This window comes from Nocardia sp. (genome assembly GCF_025465275.1).
Classification (GTDB): Bacteria; Actinomycetota; Actinomycetes; order Mycobacteriales; family Mycobacteriaceae; genus Nocardia.
This window is the reverse complement of the sequence record NZ_JAODNK010000013.1, coordinates 1-20,727: the sequence shown is the minus strand read 5'-3', so window position 1 is coordinate 20,727 and position 20,727 is coordinate 1. Positions and strand designations below refer to the sequence as shown.

Sequence of the window (20,727 nt, the reverse complement as noted above, 5' to 3'; positions counted from 1 at the left end):
ATTCGCGTGGAACCGGGCATTGTTCCCCCGGACGTTCGTGAACGATCCTGCTCACATGAGCCACAAGAATCTCAATCCGGTCGACCCGGCCCATCCCAAGCGGGTCGCCATCGTCATATCCAATCCCGGAGTCTCGAGCACCACCGGCTGGCCCGTGGGTTTCTGGTGGGCCGAGCTCACGCATCCGTATTTCAAGTTCACCGAAGTCGGCTATCAGGTCGAGGTTTTCAGCCCCGAGGGCGGCGCCTGCACGGCGGATGCGATGAGTGATCCCGAGGACCCCAGCCAATGGCAGGCTGAGGACGTCATCAGCCGCGGCTACAAGCACGACCCGGCCTTCGTGAAATTGATCGAAAACACCCGTCCGATAACCGAATTGGCCGTCGAGGACTTCGATTGTCTCGTGGTCGCCGGCGGCCAGGGTCCCATGTTCACTTTCGAGAACGCGACGGCTCTGCACACGAAGTTCACCGAGTTCTACGAGGCCGGGAAGGTGACCGCGGCCCTCTGTCACGGGGTGGCCATCCTCCGGTACGCCACGCTTACCAGCGGTGAGCCGCTAGTCGCTGGCAAGACCGTCACCGGTTTCGCCAATATCGAAGAGGATTTCGCCGACCGATCCACCTGGGATATGGGTCTGCTGGAGAACGGGACGCACATCATGCCCTGGCGCATCGAGGATGAGGTCGGCCGGCTCGGCGGCAACTATGTGCGCTCCGGACTGTGGTCGGGATTCGCCATCCGGGACGGCAATCTTGTCACCGGCCAGCAGAACTTCAGCGGCGGTGAGACCGCGGACCTCATTATCGAAACGCTCGGCCGCTAGTTCGCCCGCGCGTTCTCGAAAACCCGATGGCCGAGCGGTGCTGTTAGCGTACGGGGATGCAGGGCAGTGTGACAGTTCGGATGGCCGCACCCGCCGAAGAGATTTGGCGGCTCGTCAGCGACATCACGAACACAGGGAAGTTCAGTCCGGAGACCTTCGCCGCCGAATGGGTCGGTGGCGCAACGGCGCCCGCCGTCGGGGTGAAGTTTCGCGGGCACGTCGACCGCAATGGGTGGGGCCTGAAGTATTGGACCGTCTGCCGGATCATCGCGTGTGAACCGGGCCGGGAATTCGCCTTCACCGTGCTGGGCCCCGGCGGTATGGGGATCAATACGTGGCGCTACCGGTTCGACCCGGTCGACGGCGGCACCGACGTCACCGAATCCTTCCAACTGCACCGCACCCTGCCCCTGCGGCTCTACTGGCTGGTCGCAGGCCTGGCCCGAGGCAAAACCAACACCGACGGCATGCGCGAGACGCTGGAGCGCATCAAGGCTTTCGTCGAATAGAACCGGACGCAGTACCGGATTCACCGTTGTCACACCGGGCTTGCCAGTCACTGCCCCATGACGTACTTGACGGTGGGTCCGGTCGTCCATCCGCCGTCGACGGCCAGTTCCGCGCCGGTCATATAGGACGCATCCTCCGACAGCAGGAACACGATGGCAGCGGCGATCTCGTTCGGCTCCCCGACTCTGCCCATCGGCGTGTTCGGGTAATTACCCTCACCCTGCTGGATCCCGACACCGGAGGTCATCGGCGTATACGTCATGCCGGGATGCACCGAGTTGACGCGAATCCGGTTGACGCCCTGCTCAACTGCGGCAATCTTGGTCAATCCACGCACGCCCCATTTGGACGCACCGTAGCTGCCGGTCATCGCCAGTCCCATCAGCCCGGCCGCGGACGAGACGTTCACGATCGAGCCTGCCCCGGCCCGCTGCATCGCCGGCACCGCGGCCCGCATCCCCAGGAAGACGCCGACCAGGTTGATCTCGAGCACTTTCCGGAAGTGTTCGGGGGTCTCCGTCTCGAACGGCTGTCCGGTGGAGATGCCCGCGTTATTGACCAAGCCGTGCAGTCCGCCGAATTCGCTCTCGGCAACGGCGACAGCGGCGGCCCATTCCTGTTCCGAGGTCACATCCAGCGCCACAAAACGCGCCCGATCACCGAGTGCGGCAACAGTGGCTGCTCCTTCGTCGACCAGGACATCGGCCACAACGACGTGTGCACCCGCGGCGACGGCCTGCCGCGCGGTTTCCGCTCCGATGCCGCGCGCGGCGCCGGTCACGATAATGGCCTTTCCAGCAAGATCGGTCATGCGATCCTCCATTCGGATGGACGACAATCCCTTGGTTGCACGATTCCGGGCCGGGGCCACAAGCACCCCACGTGAAGATCTCCGAAGGCCTTCCGATCCTAACTCGTGGACGCCACACCGAAACCGTCAGCTACCGCTTAGCTACGCGCGGGCAGTCTGCGGTTGTATTCTCGCAAAATGTATTCGGCCAGCGACAGGATGCAAGCCGTCACGCTGTTCGTCGGCGCCATGGCCGCCAGTTCCGCGATCGAATTGCCTACGAAGTTCAGATGGGCGACGCGGGAGAACCACATCTTCCAAATCGAGCGACTGATTCTCAGTGCGCCCCGGGCGGCCGCGATCGGAGTCATTGTTGCCGTCATGGTGGCGGTTTTCGCCTATATTTCCGGGCGGGCCACGATTGTTTGGTGGGCTGCGCTGGTCGGCACTCTCATAGTCTTTGTGAATCATATTGGGGGTCAGTACATATGGTCGCACGACCTGACATTGCCCTCGTTGAATTATGTTGATTCCATTTCCGGCGGTGTCGCATTGGGGGCGTTGGGGGCCACGGCGCAGCGGAAGTTGCTGCCTATGTTCGGCTTTGCGCTGGGCGGGTGTTCGGCCTTTGTCGCCGGGGATCTGACCGGCGGTATCGACCTGTTCGGGAGGAATCCGCTCAGCGGACCGTCGTCGGCCGGGTGGACTCCGGTCGAGGAGCCGCCGATCTGGTTGCTGGCCGCGGCATTACTGCTGATCGCTGCCTGCACTTGGCGAGCAAGACCGGATTTCGCCGCCGAACCGACGGCCATTCCCGTCCTGCCGCCCATCATCGCGGCCGTGGCAGTCGCACTCGGAGCACTCTTCTCCGCCGAGTGGCTCGCCGGACGAAACCCCGGACCGGTCGAGATCGGCATTGCCGTACTCGGGACCGTCGTGCCGGCGATGATTGCCGCAACCTTGCTACCAGGGCGGGACGGGTCCGGATTGCTCATGGTCGTCGGCATTGCGGCGGCTGCCGGCGCGGTGGGCGTATCACCGCAGCCCGAATGGATCGTCCCCGTCCTCATCATCCTCGCCGGCGTGGGGCTGGTCGTCGGCGCGCGTCGCCCTTCGGTATGGATCTCCGCCGGAATGACCTTGGCGGTGGCCGTATTCACCGCATCGACCGCCGCGTCCTACGGCGGGGGTCGAACAGTCGTACTGCTCGGCGGCGCGGTCCTGGCGTTCGCGGTCGGCCACCTGTGCGCGAGTGCACGACCACAACAGGTCCCCAGCGGTGTGCTGCTGATCGCGGCGTTAGCGCTGCCGACCTGCGTCACGGCGATTCGCACCTCGGATCGTGCGGGGTATCCGAACGATCCGAGGGCGGCCTTCGCCGCAGCACCGAGCCTGGCCGCGGGCGCAATCATCCTGTGCTGCATGGCAGGTGTGGCGCTACTGCACTCGAGGCGCCCGGCGCTCAGTCGGTGAAGGTCAGGTGATCCTGGCGCACATTCCGGCGCAGCAGCGTTGCGCTGCACAGCTCCAGGACCGCGGTGAGCAGGCCTTCGGCCAGTGAGAGATCGTCGCCGTCGAGCGCGAAGAGGGTGATCACCAGCGTGCGGGCTCCCGAGGAGCTGCGCGGCAGGCGAGGATCCTGGCTCGGATCACCGGCGATGACAAAAGCCGGGCAGCCCGAGGTCATCATGAGGGCGGCTTCGAGTCCGTGGATCGGGTCGAGGTGCTGCCGGCGGCCGAGCGCGGCATTACGAATGTGCTCCCTCGGCGTGCGGCAGCCGGGTGGCGCCGGAGGGCGCTCGATATGCGCCCAGCGGCCTATCGGCGGGAACGCATCAATATCATTTCGCCCGCACCATCTTCGATGGCAGCGCTCGAGTACATGCGCCACCACCGCTTGCAAACGGTCGATGTCATCGATGCAAGTGAGCACTTCGACCAGCCGGCACTCGACAGTTCGAACCTGAGGTTCGGCAACTGCGAGATCGATCAGCGCCGTCACCGAAGAATCCTCACCCTCGATGAGGCGCTGGAGTGACAGCGATATTCCAGGAATTCAGTTACGAGCCTTGGAACAAATACACGACCGCCACTACGCATATCCGCGCCTCCGATTCCACGAATAACACTGTGTGAAGTGCGGATTCGACGCTACCTCGCCAACGTCCGCCAATCCGGATTCGATACCGAGACGAAACAATCGAACATCCAGGCGAGAAGATATGCGACCGAATGAAATTACCTGCGCGGCGAGCCGCGGCGCGGGAGGATTGCGTGTCGTCAGTGCGGATGGTTGTGGGCGTAGCGAACGCGCTCCGCGTTGGTGGCGTGCAGGACTCCGGGGGCATCCAGGTCGGCGGGCAGACCGTGCTGAGTCAGCCGGTAGGCGCGGTTGGGGGCCATGTACGCCGCGCAGTAGAACAGGGCGAGGATCAGCGCGAGCAAGGTCATGGCGCCGCGCAGCCACAGCGCACCGGGGAAGAACAGCAGAAAGACGGCGAAGATCGGCAGGAACGGCACCATGCCGCGCACGAGATGCCTTGTGTAAGCATGCTTTCCGGTCAGGTCCCGAAGTACCCAGTCGCGCAGATCATCCGGCATCGGGCGGCCGACGGTGTACCCCAACCACTCCGGGAAGGTAGGGCGGCGGCGCTGATAGGTCATGATTCGCTCCTCTCGTCCGCTGTATCGGCGGTTCCATTCGAGCGTGCGCCCGCCGCCGCCCACCCGGTAGACCGAAGCCTTCTATGTAGTCATAGGCCGGATCTATGGGTTGGGGCGCTCACCGGACGACCCGAAGTTGCGAGCACGAAGCCAGATGTGAACCGTCCTCACTCCATACGTCGACCAGTTCTCGCACCCAACCGCCACCATCGGCGCCGGTGGTCTCGGCGCGGACCAGAACCCAATCGAAATCCGTCCGGTAGGCCGCCACCGACAGCTGTACCGACATCTCCACGGTCGGCACCATGTGCAGCTCCCCCAGCACCGCCGCATAGGAAGGCGCCAGCGCGTCAACCAGGATGAGCAGCCGCTCATCAGCGGAGACGACCTCTTCTCGCAGGTGGATCCACGCGCACAGCACCGGATCCTTGGCCCCGGAATACGGCAGTTCCGAGGTCGCCGGCCGCACCTCCATCCGCTGCGAGATCGGCACGAACTCCGGCGGCACCACGAAGACCTCCGACTCGTCCCTGCTGGTGATCGATACCGGAAGCTCGGTAGCAAACTCCCGGAAGCCACCGGACCGACCCCCGAACACGGCATGCGCGTCGACCCCGACCTTCCCCTCCGACACTGCGGCGCCCTGTGTCAGCGTCGCGGTCGATCCGTTCCTGACCAATTCGGAACTGATCGAGATCGGGCTGCCGAGCGGCCGCAGGAAGCGAGCGGACAGGGAGACAAGTTGACGATCCGGCGGAACATGAGCACGCATATGGCGAAGCAGCAGAGCTGTCGCGAGACCACCATGGAGCCCACTGAAACCGTTGAGGCTCTTCATGTCCGGGAAGTCGATGGGTGCACCGGGCCCCAAGAATTCCGCAATCGAGGTTGGCAATTTCCCTCTATCCACTTCGTCGATCCACGTCCGATGCCATCACCGCACCTGACTATCCTATAGTATAGTCACATTAGATGATCTCGCAGGTTTCGGGCCGCCCGGTGCCGCCGAAGCTATGCCGACTTCGGCTGGTCTATGGGGAAGGTGGTTCCGATGCCCATTCCCGTAATCCATTCGGGGACAGGCTCATAGCTGGTCCAGACGAACGGCTCTGCCACCGCGGCGGCCCCGATCAGCCAGTTGCGGATCTCGTTGCCGCCGCGGCCCGCGACACGTTCGAGCTCGTCCTCGGTGAGCGCGGCGATGGATGCCAGATCGCCGTGGCACAGGCGGTCCAGGAACCAGGTGTCCCATTCGGTATTGACCTGGGCGTTCGGATCGCCGCCGAGGGCGCGGATACGGGGTTCGCGGGCCGCGTCGAAGGCGTGCGGATCACGTCCGCCGTGGATTACCCCGGCTCGGCGTTCGCGGTCGAGCTCCGGGTCACGGGGATCGGCGGACGGCAGCCAGTGCGACAGTCCGCCACTGGCGATGAGCAGCACCCGCCCTGCGACGTCGGAGGCGCGGACGGCAGCGCCGAGCGCCCGCCCGAGCTGGACGCAGCGGGGCGGGGCGGGCAAGGGCGGCGCGGTGGTGTTGACGACCAGCGGGACTACCGGGATATCCGCTGTGCCGCAGATTATTTCGTAACTCTGCACAATGCCGTGGTCGACCGTCAGCGCATAGGACAGGGCCAAGTCGAATCCGGCCGCGGTGACCTGCTCCCGGATCGACCAGGCCAGCTTGTCGGCCACCGGCAACGGTCCCGGCCGGCTGCCGAAATCGCCGAAGCCGGTGGCTTGTTCCACGCCGAGCACAAACGGCGGCATCAGATCGTAGAAGTTGGCATGAAAATGGTCGGGGCCGATGACGATCACCGCATCGGGTGCCAGCCGCGCCACGGCCGCGGCGACCCGCCCGGCGGCGGCGAGGAAGCGGGCGCCGGGTGCGGTGGGTCCGTCCGGTGGCAGCAATTGCGCGAACGGTGAGTGCGAGATCGCGACCAGGCCCGCGATCTCGGTCATGCCGGATCCTTGCCGAGCAGCAGGAAATCGCGATGCGCGCGCAGGAATTCGTCGCGTTTCTCCCACTGCGGCCAGTGCCCGGCGTCGGCGATCACGTGCAGGCGGGCGTCGAGCAACCAGTTCAGCAGCAGCTCGGCTTCGTCGAGTCCGCCGGTCGGATCGTGGTCGGTCCACAGCAGCAGCGTCGGTGCGGTGATCTTGCCGACCCATTCGGGTCGCCAGGCGAAGTCCTTGCGCACCAACGGATCCTGTAGCACCAGAATGTTCTCGGCGGCCCGCTCGAAGCCGGGGCGGCTGTAGACGGCGCGGCGCAGGTCGACCAGCTCGTCGGTGACCAATTCCTTGTGATGGAAAAGGAATTCGACCCGCTGGCGCACCGTGGCGGGGCTCGGGTCGCGCACCGCGGCCATGGTGCTCTCACGCATCTTCACCATGACCGCCGGCTTGTCCGCGATATTGCCGGGGGTGTTGAGGATGAGCCGCCGCACCCGGTCCGGATGGTGCGCGGCGAGCCAGGCGACGACCCAGCCGCCGAGGGATTCACCGGACAGGTGCGCGGCCTGGATACCGAGGGCGTCCATCAGCCCGATCAGGTGCGCGGCGAGCACATCGGTCGTGTACGGATAGTCCGGGAGGTCGGACCACCCGTGGCCGACCATGTCGTAGACCGTCACCCGGAAATCCTGGGCCAGACCCGTGATGTCTCGGGCATACGCCTCCAGATGACCGGCGGTGCCGTGCAGCAGGATCAGCTCCGGTCCGGACCCGGCGCGCAGCACCCGCGTCCGGACTCCGGCGACGTCCACGAAGTGCAATTCATGTGCGGTGGTGGACAATTCGCCCCAGATACTGATGTGCTCGGGTAGCGCGTTCATTGCGGTTCCTTTCCGAATCGGGCACGGGCCTGCGCGACGGTCACCAACCCGGCACTCTGCCGCCGCCCCACTCCGAGCGCGCCGAGCAGCCGGGAGTTCTCGATGGTCAGGAATTCGACCGGTTCGGCGGCGGAGTCGTTGTAGTGGCGGTGCCAGGTCCACGGCGGGGTGTAGATGAAATCCCCACTCCCCCAGGGCTCGGTCTCGTCCTCGATCTCGCTGTGCCCGGTGCCGGAGAGGACGTAGTGCACCGTCTCGTGGTGGTGGCGCTGCATATCCGAGCTCAGCCCGGCCGGGATGGTCTGCCGGAAGATCTCGAAGGTGACAGTGGGAAGCCGGCCGGCGATCGCCAGTGCGGTCGGGTTGTGCACCTGGTCGGCCGGTAGTGGCATCAACTGATCGGCGTGCACCACGAGCGGGCGTGCCGCACCGGGCGGCACGGTGTCCGCGAGGGTGCCGAGAAAGTCCGCCACCTGGAAATTGTTTCCGCTGCCCGCCATCGGATTGTCTCCGTTCTGCCGCCATCGACCGTCAAGACGGTCCCGTTGCCAAGCCTTCTGATTTAGCCTGGCTGGTATCGGGCTGAATGTGGTCGAAGCGTTCCCCTGAGAGAAACGGCTACCGACGTGCGAAACAACACCACACCGGGCGACGCCGACAGCGTCGCGCGCGAGACGCCGATCAGCGGATTGGAGCGCGCGGCAGCCATTTTCGGGGCGTTCGACACGACGCATCGCGAATTGAGCCTGGCCGGCCTGGTCGCCCGCTGCGGGCTACCGCGTTCCACCGTGTACCGGGCAGCGGAACGGATGACCGAACTCGGCTGGCTGGACAAGTTCGGCAACCGCTATCGGATCGGAAGCCATCTGTTCGAGATCGCCAGCCTCGCGCCGATCCGGCTGCAATTGCGCGAGGCCGTGCTGCCGTTCCTGCACGACCTGCACAATGCCACGATGACCACCGTGCAACTCGGCGTGCTGGAGGGTGGCCGGATTCTGGTGGTGGAGAAGATCAGCGGGCACCGGCCCATGCCGATGCTCTCGCAGACCGGCGGCGTCGTTCCGGTGTATTGCTCCGCGCTGGGCCGCGCCATTCTCGCCTACTCCGACCGGGAGACGGTCGACTCGGTGCTCGATTCCGCACTGCCGCAACGCACTCCGCGCACCTTGACCAGTAAGACGGCCATTCTGCGAGAACTCGCCGCGGTCCCCTCCCGAGGGTGGGCGGCCGAGCGCGAGGAGGGAAATGTCGGCGTAAGTTGCGTTGCCGCACCGATTTTCGGGCCGCTGGGCGATGTCGTCGCGGCTGTCTCGGTCTCGGGGCCCAGCGCCATGGTACGGGCCGATCGGATCGCACCCGCGGTCTGCATGGCCGCGGCCGCATCGTCGCGGGCCTACTTCACCGCCGCACCCCGGGTGGACTCGATCTGACGGCGGACCAGTGCCGGGGTGATCCGGCGGTAGGCGGCCGGGTCGATCGGGGCCAGCCAGTGCCAGGCGCGAACCGGCGCGGGAATGTCGAGGCCGATATCGCCGAGCACCTCGTCCACATTGTGCATGGAGAACGGAATGATCTTCGTGCCCCGGCAGTGATGCCCGTCCGTGGCCGAATCGAGAAAGGCGAGCTGATCGATGACGGCCCGACGCCTGGTATCAGCGTCCGGCAGCGCGAGCAGGCCCGCCACGTCGGCCCCGATCCACACCGCCGCCATCTCCGCATTCAGCGGGCTGAAGAACGACGAGTTGTAGCCGTTGAAGTACAGGCCGGGCACGTCCACCGGCTGAATCTGCCTGTAGAGCAAGAAGTTCCCGCGCTCGTCGAATACCCGTTCCCGCACACCGGCGGGCAGGAACGGCACGCCCTGGGTGAATCCGGTGGCGCAGACGATCAGGTCGGCGGGCAACGAGGTGCCGTCGCTCAACTGCGCGAAGGGGCGGCCGTCGACGGCGAGCAAACTGGTAATAGTGCGGTCGCGATGCACGTTGATCATCCCCGCCGCCACGTTCTCGAAGAACCCCTCGGTGGCCAAACCGATTGCGCCCCGGACGATGTCCTCCATCTGCCCGGGCGGCACCAGCCCGAGCGTATCCAATCCGAATTGCCGAATCGAGGTCACGCCAACGGAATTGATCATGCGGTCGCGCATCCCCTTGCCCCGACCGTGCAGGAACTTCTCCACACCGCGCAGTCGTGCATAGCGGAACAGCGCCTCGCCGAGCCGGGTGAGCAGCAGCAGTTTGAAGTTGACCCGGCCGCCGATCCGGCGCGGGACCTTCCACAGCATCTGCCGGGCAATGACATCCGTGCTCGCCGCGACGCCGCTGATCGGGACCGTGACATCGCACGCCGATTTGCCGTAGCCGACGACCAGGACGCGCTTTCCGCGCGCCTGCTCAGCGTCATGGAATTCAGTTCCGGCACAGAGGATTCCACCCACCTCCTGGAATTCTCGCAGACCTGGGTACGACGGAACGGCGGGTTCACAGAACACCCCGTTGGCGATGACCAGACGATCGAAAGTCTCGGTGACAGGCTCGGAGGTGGACGACACCGAGGTGAGAGTCCAGCGGTCCTCGGTACTCGGCTGTGCGGCAGTCACTTCGGTGTTCAGGCGGATGATCTCGTCGAGCCCGAACGCGGCGGCGTACCCGGCGAGATACTCCTGCACCTGCGCGCCGGTCGGCCACTCCGGGAAGTCGCGCGGCATCGGAAAATCCGAGAACGAGTACTGCGCCTTGGGGCTCTGAGTGGTCAGACCCGGATAGCGCCGCGTCCGGCTCCACACCCCGCCGACATCCGGCGCCTTCTCGAACACCGTGACCGCGTGCCCGGCCTGGGTGAGTACCTTCGCCGTGGTGAGACCGGCGACGCCGGCGCCGATGATCGCGATTCGCATGACTGGACCCCTGACATTTCGGTCACCACAGCGTCGGCGCACAAGCGCAGAACCGCAAACGACCGTTCCTCCCAGAGGGATGATGTGTCGGACTCGATGCGGTGCGGGGTCACGCTGGAAGCCCAGCCCCGCGCGGCCCGGGTGGCCGCGACGAATGAAGGAGTCGGTTGTGGACGTGGACGAGCAGACCCGAGCCGATCAGGCGGACGACACCGCGCTCAAACTGCCGGACAGCGGCGAGAATATGGGCGCGATCGGACTCGGTATCTACCTACGACTGGACGGCGCGGACACCGGCGGTGCGTATTCGCTGTTCGAGTACGTGGTGCCGCCGGGCCTCGGCGGGCCACCCACCCATGTCCATACCCGGCAGGACGAGCTGTTCATCTGCACGGCGGGCCAGGTCGTCGTCGAACTCGACGGCGTCGCACGCACTCTGGTGCCCGGTGCGTCGATGCTGTTGCCGCGCAACGTACCCCATGTGTTCTACAACCCGTTCGAGGAGGAGACCCGCATTGTCGCGGTCGTCTCACCACCGGGACTGGAGGAGTACTACCGGGACCTCAGCCAACTGCCGCCCGGTCCACGAGACATGACCAAGGTCGCCGAAATCATGCGGACGCACGGACTGTCGCTGGTCCCGAAGGCAGCGGGATAGGGACCGATCGGCGACACAGTAGCGATGCCGACACCCGCACGTTGGGACACAATAGTCGAGTGAAAGACCTTGTCCCGGGTCAGATTTCGCGGGATACACGATCGAGCGCCTGCTCGGTGCGCATCATCGGCGAAGTCGCCGGGGGGCTGGATTACACGCATGCCAAAGGCATGCTCCATCGCGATGTGAAACCGGGAAACATTCTGTTGAGCCGCCCGGATCCCGGGTGGCGGGAACGGGTCCTGACCCAAACCGAGCCAGGGGCCGGCGACCGTTGGCGCACCAAGACTTCCGTCCGCTCTCGATGACGTGATCGTCCGCGCGCTCGCCAAGCGCTATCCGAGCTGCGGCGTGTTCGCCGAGGCCATTGCCGTTCTCTCCCAACAGGACAACTACGCGGCGACGAGGTCGGCCACCACGGTAGCGGCTTCTCCCCCACCGGCGTACACCGAGACGCAGCAGCCGAGCAACCACGAGGAGATCGCGCAGACGATCACAGACCCACCCGCGCCAGACGCCGTCGCGTGTAGTTCGTGATCGCGGGATTGCTCAGCCGCACCCAATTTCTCGTTCGAACGATCGGCGAAAGGTACTACTGCACGGGACCATGCGACGTGGAAAATCAGCACACGCTGCGAATCATCGTCCTGCTGATCGGTCTCACGATGTCGTGCGCGGGCTTGTAGGCTGCCGTTCAGCGAAATAAAAAGCAGATCGACCACGATTCGGGAAATGCGTGATATTGCTTCCCGCTGTGTGGCAGGCGGTTCGGCCGCCAAGTGATCGCACCGACGCGCTGATGTGCAATCCAGAAGAATCTATTGGCGAGATTGCGACCCCATTGGTAAGACTACTGACCACACCTGGCCACCAACCACCGGTAGGTGCCGACAGCACGGGCGGAGCATCTTTCAGTGGCCGGATCCATGCGTTGAGTCGTTCTTTCCTGACAGACTTTGGGACAAACTACTCAATTTACCTAATGAAAACCGACCAGCACGACGCCCCCCTCGGACCCGCCCCCCAGCACGGACCCCGGCACCCCCACCACAGACCCGACACCGCCCTCGGTCACCGCCCCATCGTCCGCAGCGCCCTCATCGACGGATCCCTCCGCCACGACGCGCCCACGCCAACCCGGACGACACGGCCGCGGCGGAAGGCCGACAACCACTTTCGGGCAGCACTGGTGAGTGCATGACCACCCCACTGGGGCGTATTCGCGCAGATCACGTGACTGAAGTACGCTGCCGTCACATGAGTGATGATCTGCTGGGCAAGAGCGCGCTGGTCACCGGGGCGAGCCGGGGTATCGGGTTTGCGGTGGCGTCGGAACTGTTGCGGCGTGGGGCGAATGTGGTGGTGACGGCGCGGAAGCTGGGGCCGCTGGAGGAGGCGGCCGAAGAGCTGCGGGCGCTCGGGTTTGCGGGGAAGGTGGTGGCGGTCGCGGGGAATTCCGGGGAGGCGGAGGCTCGGGCCGAGCAGGTTGCCGCTGCGGTGGCGCAGTTCGGGTCGCTGGATGTGCTGATCAACAATACCGGGATCAATCCGGTGTACGGGTCGCTCATGGAGGCGGACCTCGATGCCGTGCGCAAGATCTTCGATGTGAATGTTGTTGCGGCACTGGGGTATGTGCAGGAGGCGTACAAGGCGTGGATGGGTGAGCACGGCGGGGCCGTGGTGAATGTCGCGAGCGTCGCGGGCCTGCGGTCCACCGGAGTGATCGCCGCTTACGGCGCGTCCAAGGCGGCGCTGATTCGGCTCACCGAGGAGCTAGCCTGGCAGCTCGGACCGAACATTCGGGTGAATGCGGTGGCGCCGGGCGTCATCAAGACCAAGTTCGCCGACGCGCTGTACTCGGCCGATGAAGAGGCCGCCGCAGCCGTGTACCCGATGAAACGACTCGGCACGCCGGAGGATGTGGCGGGACTGATCGGGTTCCTGTCCTCGAGCGAATCCTCCTGGATCACCGGCACCACCATTCGCGTGGACGGCGGACTGCTCGCCACCGGCGGGATCTAGCGTCAACCAAAACGTCCGCCCCACACCATTATTCGGTGCGGGGCGGACGTATTTCGTCGAGCGGCTCAGCGCCAGACGAGAGCGGCGAGCGTATCGCTGTGCCGGTACTTCAGGTACTTCTCGACGGTCGCGGTATCGACATCGGCGGTGGCGGTCGCGAACGTGATCACTACGAACTGCGACTGACTACCGTCACGCCATTTACCGGTCTCCCAATTCGAGATGTAGCTGCCCGAAGGCAGATTGATGTCCTTGTCATCGAACTGCCCCGATGCCGCAGACGCCTTGTCCGCATCGCTCATGGTGAGAATGAACTGGGTGAGCATGACCGCACCGTTCTCGGCCTTCCACACCAGCGACGAGCCGTACTGGCAGCCCAGGCCGGTGAGCTTGCCCTTGACCTCGACCGGTGCGCAGTTGTTGTAGTCGTGGCCCTCGACCCAATCCGCCTGCAGCGCCACATCTCCGAGCTTGAAGTTCCAGACCTGCCCGTATTCGGTGTAGGTGAACTTGCCGCCCGCGGGCGCGCTCTTAGCGGTCGTGGTGGGCCGCGTGGTCGTGGTGTCGGTGGTGGTCGGTGCGACGGTGGTCGTCGAGGTGGCGGTGGCCTGGTTATCGGAGTTGCTGCCCTTGGTGACAACGACGATCACGCCGGCGCCGACGGCAAGCACCGCGACCACGGCGATCACCATGCCGATGATCAGCCCGGTATTGCGGCGCGGCGGCGGCGGGCCGCCCGGATATCCCGGCTGCTGCGGATACCCTTGCTGCCCACCCCAGCCCGGCTGCTGCGGCCATCCCGGCTGATCGACCGGCTGCTGCCACCCCGGCTGCGCCTGCGGCTGCTGCCATGCGGGCTGTTCGCCGGGCCAGCCCTGCTGCGGCTGCGCGGGCTGTACCGGCTGGCCCCACCACGCCGGATCCTGCGGCGGCTGCTGGCCCTGCCCCTGGCCATACGGATCGCCTCCGGACCCTGGTCCGGACGGCGGTCCGGGGGGATACGTCATGTGTTCACCTTTCGCGGTGTGCCGGACCCCTCCCGACCCGGCAACAGTCAACGAACTGTATGACGCCTGTCGATCATGATCCAATCACGGCATGACCTCCGATCTACTTGTCTGCGGCGTGGGCCCGGCGGGGCGAGCCCTCGCATATCGGGCATTGCGGCAGGGCCAGTCGGTGACCGTGGTCGATCCGCAGCCCGAGCGGCAGTGGACCGCGACCTATGCGGCCTGGGCCGATGAGCTCCCTGACTGGGTGGCCTCGGAGGTGCTGGCGGCCGTTGTCGATCACCCCATCGCCTGGACCACCCGGCGCGTGGAGTTGCCGCGCCGCTACGTCGTATTCGATACCCCGCGACTGCAGGATTCACTGGATCTCGCCGGAGCCCGCATCCTCAGCGATCGGGTGGTCGATATTGTCGCGCCGACACGTTCCGGGCAGCAGGCGCACGATCTGCCCTCGGTGCGACTGGCCTCGGGATCGGTCCTGCCCGCCGGCCGGGTGATCGACGCACGCGGCGTGCCGCGCTCCCGCCGGCTGGCCGAGCAGACTGCCTTCGGCGTCGTGGTGGACCGAGCACAGTGGGCCGCGCCCGAGACGCTGTTCATGGACTGGCGGAACGATAATGGCGCGGACCCGAGCGAGCCGCGCTCTTTCCTCTACGCGGTACCACTGAGCGAGGACGCCATACTGCTCGAGGAGACCTGTCTCGCCGGCCGTCCCGCCCTCGACAGCGCGGTGCTGCGCGATCGGCTGATGCATCGATTACGTGCTCGCGGAATCACTCTCAGCGGCGAGGAGCGCATCGAACGCGTGCGCTTCCCCGTCCACGGCGGCAAGCCCGGACGCAAGACATTCGGCGCGGCAGGCGGACTACTGCATCCCGCCTCCGGCTACGGCGTCGCGACCGCCCTGCGGACCGCCGACACCGTCGCCGCCGGAGACTCGATCTGGCCGCCTTCGGCCCGCGCCGTACACGGCCTTCGACTGGCCGGATTGCGTGCACTGCTGGCACTCCCCCCACAGGATCTGCCCGTCTTCTTCGACGCCTTCTTCACACTGCCCGCCGCACGGCAGCGCGCCTATCTGTCCGGCCGCGACGATCTCCCGGGCACGGCGGCCGCCATGTCCGCCCTCTTCGCGGCGCTACCCGGGCGACTTCGCCGGACCATCGCCCTCGCGACCATCGGTATCGGAAATTGAGATCCGCTCGGGCAGCTCGAACAGCTCGGAATCCAGGAAGCAGGCAATACTCACGATTCGGCAGCCGTCCAGGCCGAGTACATGGATAGCGAAAGCCTCGTAGCCGCCACCCCGCTGGGCCGGTCGGTAGTGCGCGAATGCGGGTGATCCGTTGACCTGCACAGGGATCAAGCGCGCCCCCTCGCACGAAGTGGTCTCGCGATCGCACCAGCGGCCGATCTCCGCCGCTCCCGCCATATTCGGTGGCAGGAGGACTCCGTCCAACCTTTGGGCGGCAGGCTGGCAACCGGTTTCAGCGGCGGGCACCGGACAGGGCTAGGCCGACGACGAGTTGGGCAATGGCGGTCATGAGCAGGACCGCCATGGGCAGGGTCCAGCCGCTGGAGCTGCTGTGCAGTAAGCCGATTGCGAAAGGTCCGACGGCCGCGAGCAGGTAGCCGAGCGATTGGGACAGGCTGGACAGGGCTGTGGTCTCGGCCGCGGAGCTGCCGCTCTTGCCGATCACGCTGAGCACCAAGGGAAACGAACACATTCCGAGACCGCAGAGGACCGCCCAGAGCACCGGCTCCGATACCGGTGCCAGCAGCAGACCGGCGAATCCCGCGATCATTGCACCCGAAATCAGTAGGAAGGCAAGGCGCAGTCGCCCGGGCTCGCGAGCGAATGCAAGCACCAGGAAGGTCGCCGGGATGCCGACGGCCTGGGTGAGGGCCACGATGCCGCCCGCACCCCCGCTGGACATCCCATGATCGGTCAAAAGTACTGCCACCCAGCCGATCAGGGAGTGTGCATTCAATGCCTGCAATGCGAAGTAGGCGGTCACCAGGAGACCGAAGCGGGTACGGGCCATGCTCATGGGCGAGATGTATTCACCCACCTCCGTCTGCCCCGCTTCGCCCGTGGGGGCGCGCACGAAAGACCATGTGAGAGTGGCGATCAGCGCTGGAAGCGCCCACACCGCAAGGCCGAGAGACGGTGTTCCCACGCCCGCTGCGATCGGCACCGCCACCGCTGCGGCGAGCGTCGAACCCAAGGCCATCACGGTCGTATAGACACCGGCCAGCATGGCTACCCGGTCCGGAAAGTGCGATCGAAGCAGGGTCGGCAGCAGGACATTACACAGCGCCAGCCCTGACATTCCGAAGACTGTGCCTGCGAGCAGCGCCCAGGTGGCGGGAGCCGCGCGGAGCGCGAGTCCGGCGGTCAGTGCCGCAAGCCCGAAGAGAACGGTGCGCTCGAGTCCGTACCGCACGGCCAGTCGGCCGGCGCCGAATCCTGCGACCGCGAAACTCGCTGTCGGAAGCGCGGGAATCGTCGCCGCGAGTACGGAACCGAAGCCGAGTTCCGTGCGCACCGAGCCCATCAAGACGGCGGCACTGCTGATGCCCAGGCGCAGATTGAGCGCGATGAGGACGATACCCACACCCGCAAGCCAAGCGGCCCGGGTGCGCTCGCTCAGCCTGCTCGGGATACGGGTCGCGGTATTCGCATTGTGTAACAAGAGAAGTCCGATGTTCGTTCATGTTTCGGACGCACTACAGCAAACTGCCGCACTCGCCCATCGACGAGTGCGGCAGGTCCGCATGCGGAGGCTCACGCCTCGCTCAGGAAGCGCTCCAGCGAGTCGCCAACTGGTTCTCGCCCGCAGCGGTGAGCGACCCGTGGATGCGCAATCGGCCCACGCCGCCGTCGGGGTAGATATCGAGCCGAACGTGGGTGGTCGGCCGCTGCGAGCCCGAATCGAGGCGAAGACGATGCGGCGTGTCGGGTTGAATCGCCACGCGCGCAAGCAGTTCGAACCACGCCGAGTTGTCCGTCGGCACCGGTTCGCCGTCAGCGAGGTCGATGCCGAGTAGCCGGACTTCACCCGGGGCGTTGAAGACCAGGTTGGTGGTGTCGAGTTCGATCAGATCCGGAATGCCCTGCGCCGCAAGCTGAATCACCGCCCAGTCATTGCCGTCGTCACGGCGGCGCGCGGTTTCCCAGCCCTCGGATTGGTTGCGCGCCAAACCCGGAGCGAGCATGTTGTCCGGTGCCGAATAGAACATATTCGAGCAATCCAGCGTGCGTGCACCGTTTTCCAGCGCGGCCAGGTCCACCGTGAGCCCGGTGAGCAGCGCGGGATCCGGCACTACCTCGCCGTGCACACGGAAGCGGGCGATGCCGCCGTCCGGGTACATGTTCAACCGGACGTGGGTGAAGATCCGCTCGTCCTCGACCGGCAGTTCGTGGCGAGCGTCACCGCCCAGCGCGGTGCGCGGCAGGATCTCCACCCACTCCGCCGAATCCAATTCCGCCACAGCGGGATAGCCCGAAACCCGGCACGCCTCGACGGAGGCATGGGGCGGATAGTTCCCCTTGAACCAGGCGGTGTCGATCACCACTCCGCGCACGATGCCGGGCATGCCCAGCCGCACAATGGCCCAATCGTGGCCGGGTCCGCGATGGCGGCGGGTCTCCCAGCCGTCGTATTCCTGCCCCTTGGTGCCGAAGGTTTCGGCGGAGTACCGCGGCTCCCACGGTTGGATGAGATTCTCACGCTCTTCGAAGGATTCGTCGCTCGCGGCGATCACACTCGCACGGTAGGTGCGCAGCGCCAGGTCCGGCAGGCTCGTGAAGTCCGACATCGCTTCCTTTCTCGACTAGTTGGTAGTGCGGGCCAGCAGCTCGCTCAGGCGGGTGGCGGCGATCTGCGCGGCAAGTTGTTCCAGCAGCGCATCGGCGTGCGAAATACACAGCTGCGGATCGGGTTCGATATCGGTGAGCGCATAGGCATCCTCGAATCCGAAGCGGCGCAGCACGTCCCGGGTCAGCAACCGCTGCCCTGAGACCGCCAGCACCGACACCCCGGCCGCAGCCGCGGCCCGCGCCACCCCGATCGGCGCCTTGCCGTGCAGGGTCTGCCGGTCCAGGCAGCCCTCACCGGTGATCACCAGTCGCGCCCCGGCGAGCCGATCGGTGAAGTTCAGGTGGCGCAGGATGATTTCGATCCCCGGCTCGGTGCGGGCGCCGAGAAAGGCGAGCGCGGCGAAACCGACACCGCCCGCGGCCCCGGCACCGGGCCGATCCGCCTTGTCGACGAAGTGATCACGCGCGGCGATCTCCGCGAACCGCGCGAGCCCGCGCTCCAAGGCCTCGATCTCGTCCGAGCCCGCGCCCTTCTGCGCACCGTAGACGTGCGCGGCGCCGCGCGGTCCCAGCAGCGGATTGTCGACGTCGGAGGCAACGGTGATCTGCACTCGCATCAATCCGCTGGTGTCGATGCGCGCCAGTCGCTGCAAGGCCACCCCGCCGGGCGGCAATTGTTCCCCGTCATCGTCCAGCAGCCGGGCCCCGAGCGCGGTGAGCATGCCCGCACCGCCATCGGTGCAGGCACTGCCGCCGAGCCCGAGCACAATACGGCGCGCGCCCCGCAGTACCGCGGTGCGAATGAGCTCGCCGGTGCCGAAGCTGCTGGCGGTGCGGGCGGTGAGGGGGGTGGGCCGGTCGGGTAGTCGCCGCAGCCCGGAGGCTTCCGCGAGTTCGATGACGGCCGTGTCGCCCCTCATGGCAAACGCTGCGACCACTCGATTCCCGACCGGCCCAGTGACGGCAGTCTGGAGTCCGGAGAACCCGGACGCCACCATTGCCTCGACAGTGCCGTCACCGCCGTCGGCGACCGGAATGGTCACCACGGGCAGATCGGGCCGTTCCCGCCGCAGGCCGGCCGCAATGTGTGCGGCGACCTGTCCGGCGGTGAGCGACCCTTTGAATTTGTCCGGGGCCACGATCACGTGCCCCTCCTGCCAGCCTCGCCCCGAACCACCCGGCGCGTGAATCACCTGGTGCCCCCGGCAGCTTCGACCAGGGCGGCGATCGAGGTGGGCGCGTCGGCGGCGGAGCCGGCGAGCTCCTCGAATTCGGTGACGCTGTCGATCTCGAGACCCATTGACACATTGGTGACACGCTCGAGAATGACCTCCACCAGGACCGGCACCTGATGTTCGGCCATGAGCCGCTTGGCTTCTTCGAGCGCCGAGCCGATGCGATCGGGTTCGGTGACACGAATCGCCTTGCAGCCCAGTCCCTCCGCCACCTTCAGGTGGTCGACACCGTAGCCGCCGAGCTCGGGGCTGTTGATGTTGTCGAAGGACAGCTGCACGTAGTAGTCCATATCGAACGCGCGCTGCGCCTGACGGATCAGCCCCAGGTACGAATTGTTCACCACCACATGGACATACGGGATCTTGAACTGTGCGCCGACCGCCAATTCCTCGATGAGGAACTGGAAGTCGTAATCACCCGAGAGCGCGACCACGGTCGCATCGGGCAGTGCGGTGGCCACACCGAGCGCGGCGGGCAAGGTCCAGCCCAGCGGGCCGGCCTGTCCGGCATTGATCCAGTGCCGCGGCTTGTACACGTGCAGCATCTGCGCCGCTTGGATCTGCGACAGCCCGATGGTGGTGACGTAGCGGACGTCCGCGCCGAAGGCCCGGTTCATCTCCTCGTACACCCGCTGCGGCTTGATCGGCACGGAGTCGAAGTGGGTCTTGCGCAGCAGGGTTCGCTTGCGCGCCTGGATCTGCGCGGCCCATTCACTGCGGTCGGGCAGCCGTCCGTCGAGGGCCATTTCGTGCGCGACCTCGAGGAAGACGGCCAGCGCCGCACCGGCGTCGGACACGATGCCGAAATCGGCGGCGAACACGCGGCCGATCTGGGTCGGCTCGATATCGACGTGCACGAAAGTACGGTCCCGCGTGTAGGTTTCGACGCCGCCGGTGTGCCGGTTGGCCCACCGGTTTCCGATGCCGAGCACAAAATCCGACTCCAGCAGCGTCGCATTGCCGTAGCGGTGCGAGGTCTGCAGCCCGACCATGCCCGCGTGCAAGCGGTGGTCGTCGGGAATGGTGCCCCAGCCCATCAGAGTCGGCACCACGGGAACACCGGTCAGCTCGGCGAATTCGACCAGCAGGTCCGCCGCATCGGCATTCACCACACCGCCACCGGACACGATCAGCGGCCGCTCGGCGGCGCAGAGCATGGTGATGGCCTTCTCCGCCTGTGCCCGCGTAGCGGCCGGCCGGTGCACATCGAGGGGCGAGTAGGTCTCGATATCGAATTCGATCTCGGCCAACTGCACATCGATCGGCAGGTCGATCAGCACCGGACCGGGACGCCCGGAACGCATGAGCTGGAACGCCTTCTGAAAGGTGCCCGGCACCTGCGCGGGCTCCAGCACGGTGACCGCCCACTTGCTCACCGGCGCGGCGATGGAGGCGATATCGACTGCCTGGAAGTCCTCCTTGTGCAGCTTCGCCACCGGCGCCTGCCCGGTAATGC

General features: G+C 66.1%; 20 protein-coding genes. 7 read left to right on the top strand and 13 right to left on the bottom strand.

Features of this window, described 5'->3' with window-relative positions:
* The first annotated feature begins 55 nt into the window (after positions 1-55).
* Both JWN03_RS03630 and JWN03_RS03625 read left to right on the top strand, forming a co-directional pair.
* Positions 56-826 carry a type 1 glutamine amidotransferase domain-containing protein gene (locus JWN03_RS03630; protein ID WP_297609645.1) on the top strand — a complete coding sequence of 257 codons (771 nt, stop codon included), beginning with the start codon at positions 56-58 and terminating at the stop codon, positions 824-826.
* A gap of 56 nt (positions 827-882) precedes the next feature.
* A complete protein-coding gene (locus JWN03_RS03625) occupies positions 883-1,335 on the top strand; it encodes an SRPBCC family protein (protein ID WP_297609641.1) in 453 nt (150 codons plus the stop codon).
* Between the two features lie 47 nt (positions 1,336-1,382).
* Here the strand turns inward: JWN03_RS03625 and JWN03_RS03620 are convergent, their stop codons facing one another.
* A complete protein-coding gene (locus JWN03_RS03620) occupies positions 1,383-2,147 on the bottom strand; it encodes a glucose 1-dehydrogenase (RefSeq protein ID WP_297609638.1) in 765 nt (254 codons plus the stop codon).
* Positions 2,148-2,324: 177 nt separating this feature from the next.
* Between JWN03_RS03620 and JWN03_RS03615 the strand changes: the two genes are divergently transcribed.
* A complete protein-coding gene (locus tag JWN03_RS03615; RefSeq protein WP_297609635.1) occupies positions 2,325-3,599 on the top strand; it encodes a hypothetical protein in 1,275 nt (424 codons plus the stop codon).
* Here JWN03_RS03615 and JWN03_RS03610 read toward each other — a convergent pair.
* The 6 genes from JWN03_RS03610 to JWN03_RS03585 all read right to left on the bottom strand — a co-directional run bounded on the left by JWN03_RS03610 (position 3,589) and on the right by JWN03_RS03585 (position 8,127).
* Complete coding sequence (locus JWN03_RS03610; RefSeq protein WP_297609632.1) at positions 3,589-4,128, bottom strand: hypothetical protein; 540 nt, start codon at positions 4,126-4,128, stop codon at positions 3,589-3,591. The genes JWN03_RS03615 and JWN03_RS03610 overlap by 11 nt on opposite strands.
* Positions 4,129-4,406: 278 nt before the next feature.
* Positions 4,407-4,790: a DUF5313 family protein gene (locus tag JWN03_RS03605; RefSeq protein ID WP_297609629.1), complete on the bottom strand. Its 384-nt coding sequence runs from the start codon at positions 4,788-4,790 to the stop codon at positions 4,407-4,409.
* A gap of 118 nt (positions 4,791-4,908) precedes the next feature.
* Complete coding sequence (locus JWN03_RS03600) at positions 4,909-5,628, bottom strand: acyl-CoA thioesterase (RefSeq protein WP_297609626.1); 720 nt, start codon at positions 5,626-5,628, stop codon at positions 4,909-4,911.
* Positions 5,629-5,801: 173 nt separating this feature from the next.
* On the bottom strand, positions 5,802-6,752 hold the full coding sequence (locus tag JWN03_RS03595; protein WP_297609623.1) for a hypothetical protein: 951 nt from the start codon (positions 6,750-6,752) through the stop codon (positions 5,802-5,804).
* Positions 6,749-7,627: an alpha/beta fold hydrolase gene (locus JWN03_RS03590; RefSeq protein WP_297609620.1), complete on the bottom strand. Its 879-nt coding sequence runs from the start codon at positions 7,625-7,627 to the stop codon at positions 6,749-6,751. The genes JWN03_RS03595 and JWN03_RS03590 overlap by 4 nt, the downstream gene beginning before the upstream one ends.
* A complete protein-coding gene (locus JWN03_RS03585) occupies positions 7,624-8,127 on the bottom strand; it encodes a cupin domain-containing protein (RefSeq protein WP_297609617.1) in 504 nt (167 codons plus the stop codon). Before JWN03_RS03585 ends, JWN03_RS03590 begins: the two co-directional genes overlap by 4 nt.
* A gap of 126 nt (positions 8,128-8,253) precedes the next feature.
* Between JWN03_RS03585 and JWN03_RS03580 the strand changes: the two genes are divergently transcribed.
* A complete protein-coding gene (locus JWN03_RS03580) occupies positions 8,254-9,057 on the top strand; it encodes an IclR family transcriptional regulator (protein ID WP_297609614.1) in 804 nt (267 codons plus the stop codon).
* Here the strand turns inward: JWN03_RS03580 and JWN03_RS03575 are convergent.
* Positions 9,021-10,523: a flavin-containing monooxygenase gene (locus JWN03_RS03575; RefSeq protein ID WP_297609612.1), complete on the bottom strand. Its 1,503-nt coding sequence runs from the start codon at positions 10,521-10,523 to the stop codon at positions 9,021-9,023. The two genes, JWN03_RS03580 and JWN03_RS03575, sit on opposite strands and share 37 nt — an antisense overlap.
* Positions 10,524-10,692: 169 nt before the next feature.
* On the opposite strand from JWN03_RS03575, the gene JWN03_RS03570 reads away from it, so the two are divergent.
* Positions 10,693-11,181: a cupin domain-containing protein gene (locus JWN03_RS03570; RefSeq protein WP_297609609.1), complete on the top strand. Its 489-nt coding sequence runs from the start codon at positions 10,693-10,695 to the stop codon at positions 11,179-11,181.
* Between the two features lie 1,257 nt (positions 11,182-12,438).
* The gene (locus JWN03_RS03560; protein WP_297609606.1) at positions 12,439-13,203 is read left to right on the top strand and encodes an SDR family oxidoreductase; all 765 of its coding nucleotides are present in this window, start codon (positions 12,439-12,441) and stop codon (positions 13,201-13,203) included.
* A gap of 65 nt (positions 13,204-13,268) precedes the next feature.
* Here the strand turns inward: JWN03_RS03560 and JWN03_RS03555 are convergent, their stop codons facing one another.
* Positions 13,269-14,210: a hypothetical protein gene (locus tag JWN03_RS03555; protein WP_297609603.1), complete on the bottom strand. Its 942-nt coding sequence runs from the start codon at positions 14,208-14,210 to the stop codon at positions 13,269-13,271.
* A 91-nt stretch (positions 14,211-14,301) separates the two neighbouring features.
* Between JWN03_RS03555 and JWN03_RS03550 the strand changes: the two genes are divergently transcribed.
* Entirely contained in the window at positions 14,302-15,408 is a 1,107-nt protein-coding gene (locus JWN03_RS03550; protein ID WP_297609601.1) for a lycopene cyclase family protein, read from the top strand.
* Between the two features lie 292 nt (positions 15,409-15,700).
* On the opposite strand, the gene JWN03_RS03545 is transcribed toward JWN03_RS03550, so the two are convergent.
* From JWN03_RS03545 to gcl, 4 genes are all read right to left on the bottom strand, one after another.
* Positions 15,701-16,831, bottom strand: coding sequence for an MFS transporter (locus JWN03_RS03545; RefSeq protein WP_297609598.1), 1,131 nt, complete (start codon positions 16,829-16,831; stop codon positions 15,701-15,703).
* 181 nt (positions 16,832-17,012) lie between these two features.
* Positions 17,013-18,035, bottom strand: a complete 1,023-nt coding sequence (alc, locus tag JWN03_RS03540; RefSeq protein WP_297609595.1) for an allantoicase — start codon at positions 18,033-18,035, stop codon at positions 17,013-17,015.
* Between the two features lie 15 nt (positions 18,036-18,050).
* The gene (locus JWN03_RS03535) at positions 18,051-19,181 is read right to left on the bottom strand and encodes a glycerate kinase (protein ID WP_297609592.1); all 1,131 of its coding nucleotides are present in this window, start codon (positions 19,179-19,181) and stop codon (positions 18,051-18,053) included.
* Positions 19,182-19,225: 44 nt separating this feature from the next.
* On the bottom strand, positions 19,226-20,727 hold a 1,502-nt coding region (gene gcl, locus JWN03_RS03530; protein WP_297609589.1), incomplete at its 5' end, for a glyoxylate carboligase.

What these genes read in the sequence shown, in the direction of transcription:
- JWN03_RS03630 (WP_297609645.1), top strand. Translation starts at nt 56, where the DNA reads ATGAGCCACAAGAATCTCAATCCGGTCGACCCGGCCCATCCCAAGCGG.
- JWN03_RS03625 (WP_297609641.1), top strand. Translation starts at nt 883, where the DNA reads ATGCAGGGCAGTGTGACAGTTCGGATGGCCGCACCCGCCGAAGAGATT.
- JWN03_RS03620 (WP_297609638.1), bottom strand. Translation starts at nt 2,147, where the DNA reads ATGACCGATCTTGCTGGAAAGGCCATTATCGTGACCGGCGCCGCGCGC.
- JWN03_RS03615 (WP_297609635.1), top strand. Translation starts at nt 2,325, where the DNA reads ATGTATTCGGCCAGCGACAGGATGCAAGCCGTCACGCTGTTCGTCGGC.
- JWN03_RS03605 (WP_297609629.1), bottom strand. Translation starts at nt 4,790, where the DNA reads ATGACCTATCAGCGCCGCCGCCCTACCTTCCCGGAGTGGTTGGGGTAC.
- JWN03_RS03600 (WP_297609626.1), bottom strand. Translation starts at nt 5,628, where the DNA reads ATGAAGAGCCTCAACGGTTTCAGTGGGCTCCATGGTGGTCTCGCGACA.
- JWN03_RS03595 (WP_297609623.1), bottom strand. Translation starts at nt 6,752, where the DNA reads ATGACCGAGATCGCGGGCCTGGTCGCGATCTCGCACTCACCGTTCGCG.
- JWN03_RS03590 (WP_297609620.1), bottom strand. Translation starts at nt 7,627, where the DNA reads ATGAACGCGCTACCCGAGCACATCAGTATCTGGGGCGAATTGTCCACC.
- JWN03_RS03585 (WP_297609617.1), bottom strand. Translation starts at nt 8,127, where the DNA reads ATGGCGGGCAGCGGAAACAATTTCCAGGTGGCGGACTTTCTCGGCACC.
- JWN03_RS03575 (WP_297609612.1), bottom strand. Translation starts at nt 10,523, where the DNA reads ATGCGAATCGCGATCATCGGCGCCGGCGTCGCCGGTCTCACCACGGCG.
- JWN03_RS03560 (WP_297609606.1), top strand. Translation starts at nt 12,439, where the DNA reads ATGAGTGATGATCTGCTGGGCAAGAGCGCGCTGGTCACCGGGGCGAGC.
- JWN03_RS03555 (WP_297609603.1), bottom strand. Translation starts at nt 14,210, where the DNA reads ATGACGTATCCCCCCGGACCGCCGTCCGGACCAGGGTCCGGAGGCGAT.
- JWN03_RS03550 (WP_297609601.1), top strand. Translation starts at nt 14,302, where the DNA reads ATGACCTCCGATCTACTTGTCTGCGGCGTGGGCCCGGCGGGGCGAGCC.
- alc (WP_297609595.1), bottom strand. Translation starts at nt 18,035, where the DNA reads ATGTCGGACTTCACGAGCCTGCCGGACCTGGCGCTGCGCACCTACCGT.